Source organism: Pseudoalteromonas fuliginea, from assembly GCF_000690055.1.
Taxonomy (GTDB): Bacteria; Pseudomonadota; Gammaproteobacteria; order Enterobacterales; family Alteromonadaceae; genus Pseudoalteromonas; species Pseudoalteromonas fuliginea.
Map to the genome: position 1 here is coordinate 43,508 of NZ_JJNZ01000031.1, position 17,102 is coordinate 60,609.

Here is a 17,102-nt window from a genome sequence, read left to right on the forward strand (position 1 = left end):
TACTATTAGTGACGCATATTGCTTTATGCTGATATGTATTTTCGTGTTATTTATATTTAGTAATAAAAACAAAATTATAAATAAAAATAATATACCAGAGGTATTAGCATGAGTTCACTTAGTGTCTTTTCTAAGCAAAGCGATAAAGGTTTTTGGAAATATGGACATCTAATTTTTACTGGCTTTTACTTACTACCGATGATAATCGATTTTGCTCATTTCACGAGTGAGCAAATCGTTATTTCTTTAGCTTTTTATATTGCTTTTATTCTTTTATATGTAAAAGCAATAAATTGTAAAGGTACTGGTGTAACTAAGTTATTTTTAGCAATGCTATTAATTTGCTTCAGTGCTACTTTTTACAGCACTGGCACTCCTACCTTGTTTGGCTTTGCAGCCTATATAGCAGGCTATGCATACAGCAAGCGTCAAAGAGTTTATGCTGCACTAGCGATTATATTCTCGGTTTTATTAAGCGCATATATTGGTGATATAGGAAAGGTTCAGTACTTTTTAGCGATTGCTTTAATTTTATGCGCTGCGTTATTTAGCTACGGCATTGCAGCAAGAAGGGAGCGTCAATATAAAAAGCGTGAACAAGAAAATGCAAACCAACTAGAGCAATTAGCAGCAATTGCAGAGCGAGAGCGAATAGCTCGTGATTTACATGATATTTTAGGCCATTCACTTTCATCAATAGCTCTAAAAGCCGAGCTTGCCAACAAATTACATAACGCTGAGCGGTTTGAACAAGCTGGAAATGAAATTACCCAAGTAGCCGATTTAGCCCGTGCGCTTTTATCAGATGTTCGTCACGCTGTAACCGATTTAAAACAGCAGCAACTGACAGGGCAAGTTGAGCAACTAAAACAGCGCTTAGAGGAGCAAAACATTATCACTAATGTAACGCTTAATTTACCGGTGTTACCTGCAGTAATAGAAAGCGAGCTGTGCTTAATTATTAAAGAAAGCGTGACGAATATTTTACGTCATAGTAAAGCCAATCAATGCGATATTAATCTCACATCAACTAAACAAAGCATAACGCTAAATTTATTTAATAACGGTGATTGTGAAAATATCACTCCTGGCAATGGTTTAACGGGTATTAAACAGCGCGTAGAAAAATTAAATGGCCAAGTGAAATTTGAAATTCAAAATGGATTTAAACTGACAGCACACATTCCTTTGCCATAAGCAAAGTTAAAAATACCAAGTAAAGGAAAAAGTATGATCAAAGTATTTTTAGTAGAAGACCAAGGGTTAGTTCGCGATGCTATATCGGCATTACTAAGTCTCGACTTTAATATAGAAGTAATAGGCCAGGCGTGCGACGGACAAGCTGCACTTGATCATCTATCTAGTTTATCAAACGTATTACTACCAGATATTGTACTTAGCGATATTGAAATGCCAAATATAAATGGCATTGAACTAAGTGAACAAATAGCTGCAAAACACCCATCAATTAAAGTAGTAATAATGACTACGTTTTCCCGCGCAGGTTATATCAGACGTTCACTTTCGGCGGGTGTTAAAGGCTTTATTTTAAAAGAAGCACCAAGTGAAGAATTAATAAATGCCCTTAAAAAAGTAATGCAAGGTCAAAAAGTGATAGACCCAGAACTTGCTATTAATGCATTGGATGACTCAGATCCACTTACAGATAAAGAGCGCAAAGCACTTAAACTTGCAAGTGACGGTCTTAAAACGAGTGAAATAGCCAAGCAGTTGTTTATAAGCGAGGGAACTACACGTAATTATCTCTCGGATGCTATAGCTAAATTAAATGCCACAAACCGAATAGATGCAGCACGTATAGCGAAACAAAAAGGATGGCTATAAAATAGGGCTGAACATAGCCCTATATTTTAAAGCAAAAAAACAGATTAACTATAATAGTTATGTATTTCCCTTATGCCCTTCATTTTATATGTCTAGGAGCGGTTGGTGACAGTATTTTTTCCTAGTAAATTTATGTAGTACGTTAGTTTTGAGCTGATTCGAATAAACTAACTTCTAAACAGTGCTGGCTTACGCTGTTCCTTTTTAAGGCGATATATAAGTCGGAGTGGATGTATATACCTTCTTTACCTGATGTCATTCCTGCAATTTCAAACCATGAAAGCAGTTGGCGTTTTCTACCTGCTAATTCAAGCCTTATATCACGCTTTTTAAATATAATGTCTAAGTCGGCAAGCATGGCCATTACACTTAAATCTAAGTGAGTAAAGCAGGGTACAGCATCAATTATTACGCACTGAGTGTCGTCTTTTTGTCTTGCGTATTGCTCTAGTAATCTGCGTTTAAAGTAGCTGGCATTAAAGTAAGTTAGAGGGGAATTAAAACGATAAATAAACACACCTTGGACTGCTTTTGCTTTATCTGTTGCATCTAAACTTCTTACAACTCCGTTTATATCTACGCCTAGTATATTGTCAGTTGGACGCATTACTGTGCGGATAAACTGAAATAGTCCCAGTAATACAGCAAGCGTGATGCCAGGGATAACACCAATAAATAACACCGCAAGTAAGGTGGCCGAGGCTAGATAAAATGCCTGTTTATCTTTTCGCTTTAATTGCCAAACCGCTTTTAAATCGAGTAAATGAACTGAGGCAATTATAAGTACAACACCTAGCGCTGCACTTGGAATAAATTCAAGTGGAGCTGTTAAAAATACAGCTATGAGCGTAATAATGGCAGCGGCTATTATAGACACTAACTGCGTTTTACCACCCGTTGCATCGTTAACAGCGGTGCATGAGTCGGCGCCACTGACGGCAAAACCTTGCGAAAGAGCTGACGCTATATTGGCAATACCTAGCGCTCTAAATTCTTTATCGGCGTCTATGTCGTAGCCGTTTTTAGCTGCAAAGCTACGAGCAGTTAGCATCATACTTACAAAGCTCACAATGGCTAAGTTAAGTGCGGGTACCACCAGCTCACGAATAACCCCTAAATCAAAAACAGGGGTATTAAAAACAGGAAGCCCGCCAGTTACGGTGCCAATAGTTTTTATATCAAATTGTTTTAAATCAAAAATCCATACCAAAAGCGCACCGAATGTAATGGCGAACATAGACGAAGGCCAAGTGGGCTTTATCCGCTTCATGGCAAAATAAACAGCAAGTGTAAACAAGGCCATTAATAAGGTGGGAACATGTGTTTGCGCTAGGTATGTGGGTACGCCACCTAGGCGTTCAAGTAAGTCGCGCTCGTCAAAGGTAAAACCGAATACTTTGGAAAATTGACCAACAATAATAGTGATGGCTACGCCGTTTAGTAAGCCCATTAAAATAGGCTTAGATAAAAAGTCAGCTAATACACCTAACTTAAATTTACTGGCTATAAAGCACCAAAAGCCGGTCATAGCGGTCATGGTGACAACAAGTTGCCAATGCTTAAAGCTGTCACCTGCAGCAATAGGTGTTACTACAGCTGCAATAACGGCGCAGGTTGCGGCATCAGGGCCAACTATTAGTTGTTTAGAAGTGCCGAAAAGTGCATATAGCATCATTGGCAGTATGCAAGAATATAACCCTACGGCGGCGTTAACACCGGTTAGTTGTGCGTAAGCAATGGCAACAGGTAAAGCCACTGCAGCTACCGATAGCGCCGCCCTTACATCATCAGCAAACCATTGTCGCTCATAGTGCAGCAATGTATTTAAACCGGGCATAAAATTATATAAACGCGACAGCACTTCAGTTTTCCTGTTAATAGTTACAACGTTTTGATAGTAAATTTAATATTCAAATAAGTATAGCGGGCACGGGGTTATTTTAATAAATGGGGATGATTTAAATTAATAATGATTTTAAATTACTTTAAAGCACGAGCTGATAATTAATGTGGGATTGTTATGCTGAAAAACAGTTAAATTACAGATATAAAAAATGACGCTTGCGTTGTGATAACACGCGCGCCATTTTATAGTTTTAAAAAGTGCCTGCTCATAAAAATAAGGAGCAGGCTAAACTTTAGGGAGATATTAAAATTTTGCGCGAATACCAAAGCTGTAACGACGATCCGCTTCAGTGTACTTCCAAGCACCACCTAGTTCAGATAGATAGATCGAAGGTTCACCTGTTAAGTTGGTTGCATTACCAACAAGCGTAATGTTTTCGTTAATGTCCCAACTTGCAGAGAAGTCTAACTGACCTCTATCGTCACGGTAGTTATTACCATAAACAGTGCCATCTTCAGAAATGCTGCCATTGGAGTTAATATTTTCTACACGTTTTTCGTTTTCAGTATCCAAGAAACTGTCACGATAGTTATAAGCGATACGAGTAGAGAACCCTTCGTACTCCCAAAATACTTGTAGGTTGTAAGTGTTTTTAGAGATATCTAATAACGGATTGCCATTTGGTTGCTCACTATCTGCATATGTGTAGTTTGCATTGATGCCTAAGCCAGAAAATGCACCTGGTAGGCTTGTAAAGAACTGCTGGTAGCCCACTTCAAAACCTTGAACTGAACCGTTTTCACCATTTACATTTTTAACAGTATCGATACCCGTTAGTCCTGCGTCGCGTAAGCCTGCAACATGGTTAAAGCCGTCAGCATCTACTGGAAAGTCAGTTGCATCAGAGTAAACTAAATTGTCTTGAGATACACCCGCTGCATCAAGTTGACATACTTGGTTCCACTGAGTCACGTTTTGACCTGCAGTAGTGCTTGATGAAGCGACACAACTACTTTCGTTGCTTAAGAAAGATTCAACATCTTTATAAAATACTGCGAAAGAAATTACGTTACCTTCATCAAAGTAATGCTCTACAGATAAGTCGTATTGTGTTGCACGGTATGGTTCTAAATCAATAGAGCCTTGCGTTGCCCCCGTAATGTCGTTGTTAACGTCAAACGCAGGGCTTAGCTCGCTAAAGTCAGCGCGGCGCATAACTTTTGCTGCAGCAAAACGAAATAGTGTTTCATCTGAGTAGTTATAAGTAACGTTTAAGCTTGGTAAAAAGTCGCTGTAGTCATTGTCGCCAGTTACTTTTTCGCCATTAAGAAATACGCTTGATTCTAAATCTGTAGTTACATAACGACCACCTACAATAGCGGTGATATCATCAAAATCTAAATATGCAGATACATACACTGCGGCCGTATCTTCAACCACATTGCGGTATGCGCTATCTTGAAACTTTTGGTTGTCTGAAAGGCTGCCCGTTGAAGCTAGGTTAGTGCCTACAAGCAATTGTTGAAGTTGAGCATAAGTATTTGCTGGATTGGATAAACCGTTATAGCTTAAAAAAGTTAGTAGGTCATTTTGCCCCGAGTGTCCTAGTTGGTCAAAAGAGTTGTCGTGGCTAACGGTAGTAAAGCTATCAGGAAATGCAGCATTGAAATCATCAACCCATAAAGTAGCTAATGAACCATCTGAGTCATTAAATGCATTTTTATAAATGTCTTTAATTTCTACTTTGTATTGTTCGTATTCGTAATCACGGTTAGTAACACGTACACCTGCTTTTACTTTAGATACCCAACTTAAGCTGCTGAGAGGTTCGAACATTTCAATATCAAAACGAACCGCTGTTTCATCATTGTTTGTTCTTTTATCTTCACTTTTAAAAGTACGTAATGCTAAGTTTTGTGGGTCGGTAAATGCATTTGGATCTGAATGAATGATGCTTGGTAATTTATTACCGTTTTGCGAAAATGCACCATCATATAAATGATTTACTAAATCAACCCCACCGCTAGCTTCAAAGGTCGACTTTTCGATTGGACGAAGTGTAAATTCAGAATCAGGCCTTACGCTTTCTGATGATGCTACCGCAATTTCACCAGAGATTTTTATGCTGTCAGTAAGGTTCCACTCTGCACCAAGTGCATTTGAAAACGAGTCGGTTTCACGAAAGTCACTGTATGTTTTTGGGATACCAAATTCGTTTGTTAGCGTGTAGTTGTTTACGCCGTTAGCACCTTGAGTTGTGTTTGCATCTGTTGATAATGAGCCAACGACACCTAAAATAGAATTACCAGCTTGCTCGCCAGAGCGCTTAGTACCGCTTAAATCAAGGTACACCATGCCGTTACCAGATGTTGGTGCCCACTGAAGAGATAAATTTACAGCAGTACGTTCACGTTTTTCTACGTATTGTTCAACACTGTGCTCATCTCTAACAATGGCATTACCACTAGGTGTATTACCTTCTTGACCGTTAATTTCGATATCTTGAGGTTTAACTCGGCTAGATGTTTCATCTTGACGAATTTCACGATCTTGATATGAAAACATAGCAATGGCACCAAAAGTACCCATTTCGTCAAAGTCCCAATTGTTACCAATTGAGCCGCTAAAAATAGGTGCAATATTCTCTGTTTTATCAGCGTATTCGCCATCAAGAGAGATTGCGCCGGTTAGCTTATCCAGCTCTAGTGGGCGAACTGTCTTTAAACTCACTGTTCCGCCTAATGCACCTTCAATCATATCGGCAGTAGGCGATTTAACTACTTCTACTGTTTTTAAGAAGCTTGATGGGTAATCTTGCAAGCTAATACCGTCACGAGAGTCACCAATCGTAGAGCGGCCATTTAATTCAACACGGTTTTGAGGTAAGCCACGAATAGAAACACTGTCACCCACACCAAAGTCGGTATTAATAGATACGCCAGTAATACGTTGCAGTGCTTCTGCAATGTTATTGTCTGGTAATTTACCTATATCTTCAGCAACAATAGCATCAACAATACGCCCATCAGTACGTTTAAGCATTGCCGCAGCTTTCATGCTACCTAGCATGCCTTTTACTTCAATAACTTCAATATCATCAGATGCGGTTTCTGAAGCAGTTGGAGCCTCTTGCGCTGCAATATTAGAAGAAGCCATTAATAAAAGGGCTGCTGCACTGATTGCTGTAGAGCTACTTCTTTTATGTTTATTAGTTAATGTTGAAGTAATTTGATTGAGTTTCATGTATCTCTCCCGTTTGGGTACGACTTAACGTCATTGTGTGTGTTGTTACTTGGTTTGGTTAACCAATTTAACTGCTTTTTCCTGTAGTGTGTCATACAGGTGGTATGGTTGAAATTAGTCCAATTCAGCTTTTATTACAACCTTTGTTTACCAAAAATTCACAAAATGTATTACAAAGTGTTCATTTGTTTTTTTATATTTAATAAATTTAATGGCTTATGATTTGCTTTTGTTTTTTATATTTTGAGTGAATTTTATTAAAGTATCTTTACCAGAGGCGTTTTTTATATTTTTTGTACTATTTAATACATTTGTTAGTACTATTTTTAAATTTTATGCCGTACTTTTATACGTGTTTAGCTTACTTTTTAAGTGATATTGAATTGGAAGAGCGACCACTAAAAGTTCTAAATGATTTATAAATTTGCGAAATAGTGGAGAGGTTAAAATAATTAAAAATTATTTTGGTAATACCAATTTTCTATTGTTTTTATATTGATTTTGTACTAGCTGGGGTGGGGGCGATACACTAGGTAGTGATAAATAGATTTTTACGCAAAAAAAAGCCCAGCATATAAATGCTGGGCTTTCTTAGCTTAAATATATTAGCTTTTTAGTTCGCCTGTAGATGATTCTAAGTGGGCTCGAATAAACCACTGAAATTGTTCTAGATCAGCCAGTTGGCTGGTGATCATATCTTCAGACACAGGATCTAATTCAGAAAGAGTCTCAATTGCTTTGCGGTGATCGGCATTAACGCCGTTATATACTTTATCAAGTGCAGCTAAATGCTCGGTCACTAGCCCTTTACCAATTGAGTATTCGCTCCATGTTCGGCGATCTACAATTGATTTTGGAGTGCCCACTGGTACTCCACCAAGAGTCGCAATTCGCTCAGCGATGGTGTCTGTCATTTCGCGCACAATGTCTACCTGTGGGTCTATCATTTCGTGTACGCCAATAAAGTTAGGTCCGACTACATTCCAATGAATATGTTTTAAAGTTAGTTGTAAGTCTATCAATGCAACCATGCGGTTATCGAGGGTAGCTATTGTTTTTTGAGCTGATTCGTCACTCATACCTGGCGCGGTAAATTTAGTTGTTTTGTTTGATTCGTTATTGTTACTCATAATTTCTCCTACTTAACTAATGTGTTGCTCATATATATGTTGCGTGATGAGCGTGACTTAAGCTTAATAAAGCAACTGCTATGCCGTAAGTTGATTTGTTTTAAAAGTAATTTAAAAACAAATGGTTATATTTTAATTTAAGGTTTTTAAGGCTGAAGAGGAGATTGGGTTTTTGAAAAGCCTGCATATATTTGTAAAATATGCAGACTTCGATTTAGTTACTCTTAGGTGTATTTAAACGTTGGCTATATATTCGTGCGCTTTTAAAACATCGAGCGGCACTATTTCTAATGATTTTTTATTTGTGGCTTCAAGTGCCACCGGTGGCGCAACGTTTGCTGAAATAGCATGAAGCCATCTTACTGCACACAAGCACCATTTATCACCGGCTTTTAAACCTTCGAAATCGTAAAGAGGGTTCGGGGTTATTAAATCGTTACCTTGTGATTTTGAAAATTGTAAAAACTCATCAGTCATAATTGCACACACACTGTGATTGCCAAGATCTGATTCTGGTACATAACAAAACCCTTCACGTGTGTAGCCACCATTACCGCAACATAGTTTTAAGCGTGTGCCGAGTACATTAAATTGATTCGCCATGAAATACCTTAATTTGTGGTGTTTAATAAATTTACTCTATCAGGAGTAACTCGCTTGAGATAGCCATAAAACTTAAAAGAGGGAAGGGCCACACAAACTTAAGCCCGCAGCAAATTGCGGGCTTAGTATTATTTATTATTTAATACGCAGTGCCATGCAATCGCTATGACCGTTTATGATCATACTTTTATCAACGCGTACGCCACCACCAGAGTATTTGCCAGCAGCCGTAAAGCTACATATTTGTACAAAGTAGTCATCTACTTTAGGCAGTGCAAATAGTTGTTGGTATATCTGGTCTTGCTCGGCAAAGTGCCCCATTGTTTTTTCTATAACTTGCTGCTGTTCATCGACAAGTTGAATATTGGCACCACAACGTCCTACTATCGGTTTAACTACATAACCAGTTTGTAATAACTCGTCATTAAGTTCAAACGCGGTATTAAGTAAATACTTATGATTAGGGAACAAGCTCCAAAGTATTGGTAAAATGGCCTTATTACTTGGGATTAATGTCCACAGCGGTTCAAATACCATGACATTTTTACGCAGTAGTACATCGACTAAGCGCGGCGTTTCACCAGCTTTGAATTGTGGTTCAAAGTTATCACCTAATGATTGATCAGCTTCGCATTCCTCACGAATTTGATCAAGTGCGGTTTCCCACGACCAGGTTTTCCATACGTAACTCAGTTGTGCGCCATCTGCATCTGCTATGTTGCCTAACTCATTCCAGCGAAGTGTGCTTAAGCCAATTATTAACTTACACTCAAAGCCTGCGGCTTCAATAGCTTCTTTCATAAATAATGCGTGGTAATGTTCTTCTGGTTCATCGTCTTGTAAAATATGAACAAGACCTTTTACTTCACTTTTACGCCATGCTTTTACGAGGTCTTTAAATAAATCTTGACCTGCATCTACACCTGTTTTAACACCAAAGTGTTTTGCCCATTTACCTTGAACCTTGCCGCTTTTCATATAACACGATGCCGAATCGCAATTGTATTCGTAAACTTTTAAACCTGCTGCTGTTAAGGCAAAGTCAAACCGGCTGGTAATTAATTGGTTTAAGCGGTTATCCCACGATTGGCGAATTTTATTAAGCACAACATCGGGTAAATTAAACTTTTTTAATAACTCAGGGTGCTGCAGTACATAGTCGGTTGCATGCATAAATAAGCCATGCAGCTCATTTGTTGCATGCTCAATGCTTTGCTGCGCCGTTTGAGATATCGCAAAGTAATTATGTTGATCTTCATCTACGGATGTAAGTTTATGACCTTGCATCATTTCTACGTAAGCAGCTTCATCGTCATTCGCAATATTTAACCATGACTTATTTGCTTGCCCTGTATCTGCTGCTTTATGGGCTTCTATAGTAAATAAGTCAGTGTTTAGCTCAGGCGTTGACTCAGCATATTCTGTTTCATCAGTTTGTGTCATCCAACCTAAAATAGTGGCGTCGCTGTAAGAGCACTCAATCCAATAGTCGCCATCTTTAGTTACTTTTGCTTTTAGTTCTCGGCACCAGTTTTGATTTGTTGGCCATATTTGATGTCCTACATTTTGCTCAGCAAGGCGTATTTTATCTTCATGCACTTCAACAACAACATGGCCTGTTTCTTCAAACTCGCCGCCTTCTTCCCATATCAGTAAACTTCCTACTTGAGGGTGATGTTTAGCACCATTTTTAAACGCGTTTAGTGGCAGTCTATTTTGGCTATTTACATCGCGCACTGAACGCAGCTCAAAAATATCGTAAGCCATGGCTATGTCATCAAAAATATAACCATGGTTGAGATACATCCATCTACGGGCAAACTCAACGCATTGCCATTTATAGCCCATGTAAATACCGTCTAGGTAACTACGATAGGCGCTACGATTAGGATAAATGCTTTCGTCAGCCGTATCATAATCAGATGAGTAAACAGCAACATTACCAGGTGCATAACCTAATAAAGTACCAAAATCACTAGCAGAAGCTTTCATAAACAAAGATGTTCAAAATAAGGTGTGATAATTTGCTGACTATATGAGCCAAACTGCGTTATAGCAAGATATTACTGGGTATAATCTTTAATTAAATATTGGCGCTAAATAGGGCTTAAAATTATATTTTATCAATCCATCGTTTTAAAAGCAGTAGTTAAGAAATCCCTCCTTCAAAGCGCTTACACATGTAAAACTGAACCTATATTCGTACTTTGGTTAATTTTTTGTTAAACTGTTGCGCTTGGTATAGCAAAACTAGCTAAAATTAGTTAAAAGTTTTTAAAACAGGAAAAATAATGGAAGACATAATAAACAACATTGATATTAATCAATATTTACCCGCTGCAATTACGTGGGCAACCAACATATTACTAGCTATTGCAATTTTACTTGCGGGCTTATGGTTAGCGGGTAAAGTACGCAATTTAATTATTGGCTTGTGTCATAAATACACTCATCTTGACGATACGCTTTTTCGCTTTTTAGGCAGCATGGCTCGCTACATCATATTAGCGTTTGTTATTATTGCTGTGTTAAATCGCTTTGGTGTACAAACAGCCTCTATTATTGCTTTACTCGGTGCTGCGGGACTTGCTATAGGCTTGGCGTTACAAGGTGCAATGTCGAACCTTGCAGCAGGCGTTATGTTACTTGTTTTTAGACCTTATAAAGTGAATGACTTTATTGAGGCTGCAGGGCGCTTTGGTAAAGTAACAGAAGTAGATATGTTTACTACTATTTTACAAACGTTCGATAACCAACAGGTTATTATTCCAAATAGTCAAATTTGGGGCGCGCAAATTATTAACCATTCACATCATCCAATTCGTGGTGTTGATATGCATTTTGGTGTTGCATACGGTGAAGATACAACGGCTGTACGTAAAGTTATTGATGCCGTACTTGCAGCGCACCCACACATACTAAAAGATCCAGCGCCTTTTGTTGAAGTAGAAACACTTAACAACAGTTCAGTAGACTTTTTAGTAAGACCTTTTTGTAAGGGTGAGCATTACTTCGATATTCTTTACACTGTGCCAGAGTTAATTAAAAAAGCACTAGATGAAAACAACATCGAAATACCTTTCCCTCATCGTAAAGTAATTTTAGTTAACGAAAGTAAAGATTAACTAAATTTATAACGATTTAAACGCAAGGGCACTTTAAAGTGCCTTTTTTTGATCTTGAAAAACTTACAAGGTTCTGTAATTTTTTCTATTTTTAATACCTATTAAAGCATCATTTTCACTCTGTATCCCGCGCTTTTATTGCTCTTACTGTTTGGTCTTTATTTTGCATTTAGCTCAGCTGTTTTTGCTGTTAAGCAAACTTTAAAAAACGACCCCAATCACTTAAATTGTAATGAAGGATTAGACATGGCTGAATCATTTAAATACGCAGGTAAGAAAGGCAATGGCGGCGAGCTGCGCCAAAGTGCATCTGATGGCTACCCAACAATGACCACAGCGCAAGGCTGCCCTGTGAGCGACGATCAAAACTCGTTAAAAGCAGGCAAACGCGGTCCTGGCTTAATGGAAGATCAGGTACTGCGCGAAAAGCTTTTTCATTTTGACCACGAGCGTATTCCTGAGCGAGTAGTACATGCTCGTGGTTTCGGGGCACATGGGTACTTTGAAACTTACGACACGCTTGAAGATTTAACCTGTGCTGATATTTTTAAACGCAAAGGTGAAAAAACCCCAGTATTTACTCGTTTCTCTACAGTTGCAGGTAATAAAGGGTCTCCAGATTTAGCACGTGATGTACGTGGTTTTGCGGTAAAATTTTATACTCAAGAAGGAAACTGGGATTTAGTGGGTAACAATATACCGGTATTCTTTATTCAAGATGCGATGAAGTTTCCAGATTTAGTTCATTCAGCTAAAGCCGAGCCAGATCGTGGTTTTCCGCAAGCGCAAACAGCACATGATAACTTTTGGGATTTTGTGAGCTTATCGCCTGAGTCAATGCACATGGTTATGTGGGCAATGTCTGATAGAGCTATTCCGCGCTCTTTACGCTTTATGGAAGGTTTTGGCGTTCATACCTTTAAATTTATTAATGCCAAAGGAGATGAAAAATACGTTAAGTTTCATTGGAAACCAAAAGGCGGTATGCAGTCAGTTGTGTGGAACGAGGCGCTTAAACTAAATGGCGCAGACCCTGATTTTCATCGCAGAGATATGTGGGAATCAATTGATAACGACGACTTTCCTGAATGGGAATTAGGTGTGCAGGTGTTTGATCAGCAATTTGCTGATGAGTTTGAATTTGACGTATTCGATGCCACTAAACTAATACCAGAGGAACAAGTGCCCGTTAGAATAGTTGGGCGAATGGTGCTTAATCGCGTAGTCGATAACTTTTTTGCAGAAACAGAGCAAGTTGCATTTTGTACACAAAACATTGTACCAGGGCTCGATTTTACACCCGACCCGCTACTGCAAGGTCGTAACTTTTCATACTTAGATACTCAAACTAAGCGTTTAGGTGGTCCTAACTTTACGCATATTCCGGTTAATGCGCCTAAGTGCCCAATGAGGCATTTTCAGCAAGATGGGCACATGGCGATGCAAAATCCAAAAGGACGTGTTAACTACGAGCCAAACTCATGGAGCGCAGGCGAAAATAACCCTCGTGAATGCCCAGTACACGGCTTTAAAAGCTCAAAGGAACCTGAAGTAAGCGACGGTGATAAACTGCGTTATCGCTCAGAAACATTCAGCGATCATTACAGTCAAGCTCGTCAATTTTATTTAAGTCAAACAGAGGTAGAGCAGGCGCATATTCAATCTGCGTACGTGTTCGAGCTTTCTAAAGTTGAGCATTTACTAATACGAGAGCGTTTGGTATCGCATTTATTGAATATTGACGAAACCCTCGCAAACAAAGTTGCCGAAGGACTTGGTTTGCAAGAAATGCCAGCCCCAGCTGAAGCTGCTATGCCAACACGTAAAGACTTACCTGTATCTGATGCGTTAAGTATTTTGAAAAATGCGCCCAGCACCTTCAAAGGCCGTAAATTAGGTATTTTAGTAAGTGATGGCTTTAATGCAGAAATTTTTGAATCGGTTACCAATACACTTAAAAGTGAAGATGCAAACTTTGAAATTATTGCCCCACAAGTTGGCGGTGCTAAATGCAGTAAAGGTAAGTACTTTAAAGCTGATCAGGTTATTAATGGTGGTCCATCGGTTTTATACGATGCGGTACTTGTACTCACCACTGAAGAAGGAGCTGAAAAACTAGCTGCTATAGCAGAAGCTAAAGACTTTGTAAGTGATGCGTACGCACATATGAAATTTATAGGCTTTACAAATGAGGCCAAGCCTTTATTTAAAGCGGCAGGCCTTGATGGAAAAGTAGATGATGGTTGGATAGATTTAAAGGTAGACTCTGCCGATAAATTTATAAGTACATTGCGTAATTTAAGATTTTGGAAACGTTAGTAAGCTCATTAATTTAAAAACCACAGCGTGTAATTGTTGTGGTTTTTTTATGCTTACCTCGTTAAAGTATTAGTTCAAGCCAACAATAAAATTGGATTTATTATGAAGTTAAATGGCGCTTGCCACTGTGGCAAAGTGGTATTTACGGTCAACTCAAAACACCCTTATCCTTACAATTTATGTTATTGCTCTATATGCAGAAAAACTGCAGGAAGCGGGGGCTTTGTTATTAATTTAAGTGCAGAATATAAAACATTAAAAGTGACAGGTGCGGAGCATATAACGATTTATCACGCTAAAATAGACAATAAAATCAGCCCCGCTGAGCGTCATTTTTGCAAACATTGTAGTGCTAATTTATGGCTGTACGACGCGCGTTGGCCAGATCAAGTTCACCCATTTGCTGGTGCAATTGATAGTGAGTTACCCATACCGCCAGAGCGCACTCATTTAATGTTAGGCAGTAAAGCCCATTGGGTTGATGCGCCTATAAAAAACGGTGATCTGCAGTTTGATCAATACCCAAGCGAAAGTATTGCTCAATGGCATCAACGTTTAAAGTTAGAACAATAAAAATGTATTTTTTAACACTATAAAATAATGGCGAAAATGACGTTGTTGCTTTTATTGATCAGAGCCATTTAGCGTATACGGGCTATTACCACTCTCTCATTGAGCTCAATGAGAGAGTGGTAGGTTTAATGTTTAAATAGCAATATACATAAATTAATTCATCCCAGCTTTATAGCGAGGTATTTTATTTCATCGTCACTTATTTGCGGTAAAAAATAAATATCGCCGTATTTAAAATACTGCTGTGAGTTAATTATTACGGCCTGTGCAGCCATAGGCAGTGAGTCGTATGTTTGACCCAAGCGATAGTCCTTTACATTACCCACTTTTATTGCCTGATTAAGGCGAGTTGATGGCTCATCAACAACCGTATAACCATCATTATCCGCCATGTAGTATACATTTTGATAAGTGTAGTAAGTCGTATTATGGTGTTTAAAATGCCTGTAATTTCTTGGTAGCGTATTTATACGCAGGCCTCTAGGTGGTTTAACAACATGGTAGCCTCTTTTAGCTTTACGGTAATAAAGGCCGTCGTTAAACGTAAACGAAATACCATTAAATCTGATTGATGCGCTATTGCGTGGTAAATGGTTTATAAATCGATTTTGTCTGTAAGCGACTGAATTGTGATGGCTTGTTAAGTAGTTATATTTTCGCTGGTTGTAGCGGTGTAGTTCACGCTTTTCCTGTTTGTACTTAGCAAGTTTACGTTTTTCTTTTTTATGCTCAATACGCTGCTTTTTTTCATGGCGGCGTTCAACGTGTTTATATTCAACACGTTTGTCGTGATCGCGTTTAAAGCTTTTATCATTCTCTCGCTCGTTTTGTGCTCCAAGCGCAGAGCCTGATACTGCGCCAATGGCGAGCAGGGCAGGTAGTAAAAAAGTAAGTTTCATAGTGTTGCCTCGTTTATGTTTTTACATAACTGGGTTCAATACTAGCGGCTCAAACTGAATGTTAACTGACATACAACAGTAAACAGAGCTATGCTTACAGCTTTTTACATTTTACTAACGGTTCTTGACATAATACCTAGTTTTTGACGATTTTAGGAACGTTTTAATGCACCCCAAACGATTAGTCGAGTCACAAAAAATGGATATAAAATTAGTAATTAAGCCTTCCTTGGCTTTGTTTATTAACTAACCTGAACTTTGGTTTAGATATTTACTAACATATTGAATCATGGTGATATTTAAATTTACTTTCTCTAGCGCTGAAAATAGCTGCTAGAGATAGATTTATTGTCCAGAGTACAGCTTAATTACTTTTGATAAAAAGGATAATCGCTATAACCCACTTCAGTACCGCCATACATAGTGGCTGCATCGGCTTCGTTAAACGTCCAATTATTCGCTATACGCTCTGGTAAATCAGGGTTAGCTATAAATGGGCGACCAAATGCAAATAAGTCACCGTAACCTTCACCTAAAATACGCACCGCTTTTTCTACTGTGTATTTACCAGCATAAATAATGCGACCTGAAAATTCAGCTCGTACTGCTTTATAAAACTCTAGTGGTAAATCGGGAGCGTTATCCCAATCAGCTTCTGCAATCGATAAGTAAGCAATACCAGCTTGCTCAAGCACTTTAACGGCTTGTATATAAGTATGGTGAGGGTTTGATTCAACAAGTCCTAAATACACTCGTGTTTCGTCTGTGCTTTCAAATAAAGGAGCAAAGCGAACACCTAAACGGTTTGCGCCTACAACGTCACTTACCGCTTCAACTATTTCTTTTAAAAATCGCAGGCGATTAGTAAGTGTCCCACCGTATTGATCATCACGGTTATTTGTATGCTCAGAAATAAACTGATTAACTAAATACCCGTTAGCACAATGAAGCTCCACACCATCAAAGCCTGCTTCTAAAGCATTGCGTGCAGCTTGAGCGTACATGTTTACCAGTTCACCAACTTCAGTTGTAGTTAGTGCGCGGGGCTCACTTGGATCAGCCAACACTCCTTCACCAGGTGCGGTTTCAATAAAGACTTTTACATTGTCAGCAATAATATCTGAAGGGCCAACCGGTTTACCTGAATTTGGTTGTAGTGTGGTGTGCGATACGCGCCCTACATGCCAAAGCTGAGCAAAAATAACGCCGCCTTTAGCGTGTACTGCATGTGTTACTTTTTTCCAGCCTTCAATTTGTGCTTGCGAGTGAATTCCAGGGGTCCAAGCGTAACCTTGTCCACGAGGTTCTATTTGTGTGCCTTCAGTAACCATAAAACCAGCCGATGCGCGCTGCGAGTAATACTCAGCCATTAATTCATTAGGGATATTGCCAGGCTGAGTGCTGCGAGAGCGAGTAAGAGGAGGCATCACAATACGGTTTTTAAGTGTAAAAGGGCCAAGCTCAATTGATGAGAATAAAGGGGCGGTGTTAATTAATTCTGATTTCATTTTAAATTCTC

General features: G+C 38.8%; 12 protein-coding genes. 5 read left to right on the plus strand and 7 right to left on the minus strand.

Annotated features, from left to right (window positions below):
- Window positions 1–108 precede the first annotated feature (108 nt).
- Both DC53_RS09710 and DC53_RS09705 read left to right on the plus strand, forming a co-directional pair.
- Window positions 109–1,197 carry a sensor histidine kinase gene (locus tag DC53_RS09710; RefSeq protein WP_033029928.1) on the plus strand — a complete coding sequence of 363 codons (1,089 nt, stop codon included), beginning with the start codon at window positions 109–111 and terminating at the stop codon, window positions 1,195–1,197.
- A gap of 33 nt (window positions 1,198–1,230) precedes the next feature.
- On the plus strand, window positions 1,231–1,845 hold the full coding sequence (locus DC53_RS09705; protein ID WP_008135054.1) for a response regulator transcription factor: 615 nt from the start codon (window positions 1,231–1,233) through the stop codon (window positions 1,843–1,845).
- Window positions 1,846–1,987: 142 nt separating this feature from the next.
- Here the strand turns inward: DC53_RS09705 and DC53_RS09700 are convergent, their stop codons facing one another.
- The 5 genes from DC53_RS09700 to gss all read right to left on the minus strand — a co-directional run bounded on the left by DC53_RS09700 (window position 1,988) and on the right by gss (window position 10,659).
- Entirely contained in the window at window positions 1,988–3,706 is a 1,719-nt protein-coding gene (locus DC53_RS09700; protein ID WP_033029930.1) for a SulP family inorganic anion transporter, read from the minus strand.
- Between the two features lie 288 nt (window positions 3,707–3,994).
- Entirely contained in the window at window positions 3,995–6,934 is a 2,940-nt protein-coding gene (locus DC53_RS09695) for a TonB-dependent receptor (RefSeq protein WP_033029932.1), read from the minus strand.
- A 605-nt stretch (window positions 6,935–7,539) separates the two neighbouring features.
- Window positions 7,540–8,064 carry a DNA starvation/stationary phase protection protein Dps gene (gene dps, locus DC53_RS09690; RefSeq protein WP_007376944.1) on the minus strand — a complete coding sequence of 175 codons (525 nt, stop codon included), beginning with the start codon at window positions 8,062–8,064 and terminating at the stop codon, window positions 7,540–7,542.
- 234 nt (window positions 8,065–8,298) lie between these two features.
- Window positions 8,299–8,667 (minus strand): DUF2237 family protein, encoded by a 369-nt coding sequence (locus tag DC53_RS09685; RefSeq protein WP_033029934.1) that lies wholly within the window; start codon window positions 8,665–8,667, stop codon window positions 8,299–8,301.
- A gap of 135 nt (window positions 8,668–8,802) precedes the next feature.
- Window positions 8,803–10,659 (minus strand): bifunctional glutathionylspermidine amidase/synthase, encoded by a 1,857-nt coding sequence (gss, locus tag DC53_RS09680; protein ID WP_033029935.1) that lies wholly within the window; start codon window positions 10,657–10,659, stop codon window positions 8,803–8,805.
- 299 nt (window positions 10,660–10,958) lie between these two features.
- Between gss and DC53_RS09675 the strand changes: the two genes are divergently transcribed.
- The 3 genes from DC53_RS09675 (at window position 10,959) to DC53_RS09665 (ending at window position 14,684) form a co-directional block, all read left to right on the plus strand.
- Entirely contained in the window at window positions 10,959–11,792 is an 834-nt protein-coding gene (locus tag DC53_RS09675) for a mechanosensitive ion channel family protein (protein WP_010553100.1), read from the plus strand.
- 246 nt (window positions 11,793–12,038) lie between these two features.
- Window positions 12,039–14,111 carry a catalase gene (locus DC53_RS09670; protein WP_033029960.1) on the plus strand — a complete coding sequence of 691 codons (2,073 nt, stop codon included), beginning with the start codon at window positions 12,039–12,041 and terminating at the stop codon, window positions 14,109–14,111.
- A 102-nt stretch (window positions 14,112–14,213) separates the two neighbouring features.
- Window positions 14,214–14,684 carry a GFA family protein gene (locus DC53_RS09665; protein WP_007376937.1) on the plus strand — a complete coding sequence of 157 codons (471 nt, stop codon included), beginning with the start codon at window positions 14,214–14,216 and terminating at the stop codon, window positions 14,682–14,684.
- Window positions 14,685–14,842: 158 nt separating this feature from the next.
- Here DC53_RS09665 and DC53_RS09660 read toward each other — a convergent pair whose 3' ends face one another.
- Together DC53_RS09660 and DC53_RS09655 are read right to left on the minus strand one after the other, a co-directional pair.
- Window positions 14,843–15,583, minus strand: a complete 741-nt coding sequence (locus DC53_RS09660) for a DUF6515 family protein (RefSeq protein ID WP_033029936.1) — start codon at window positions 15,581–15,583, stop codon at window positions 14,843–14,845.
- Between the two features lie 368 nt (window positions 15,584–15,951).
- Window positions 15,952–17,091 carry an alkene reductase gene (locus tag DC53_RS09655; protein ID WP_033029938.1) on the minus strand — a complete coding sequence of 380 codons (1,140 nt, stop codon included), beginning with the start codon at window positions 17,089–17,091 and terminating at the stop codon, window positions 15,952–15,954.
- Window positions 17,092–17,102: the final 11 nt, after the last annotated feature.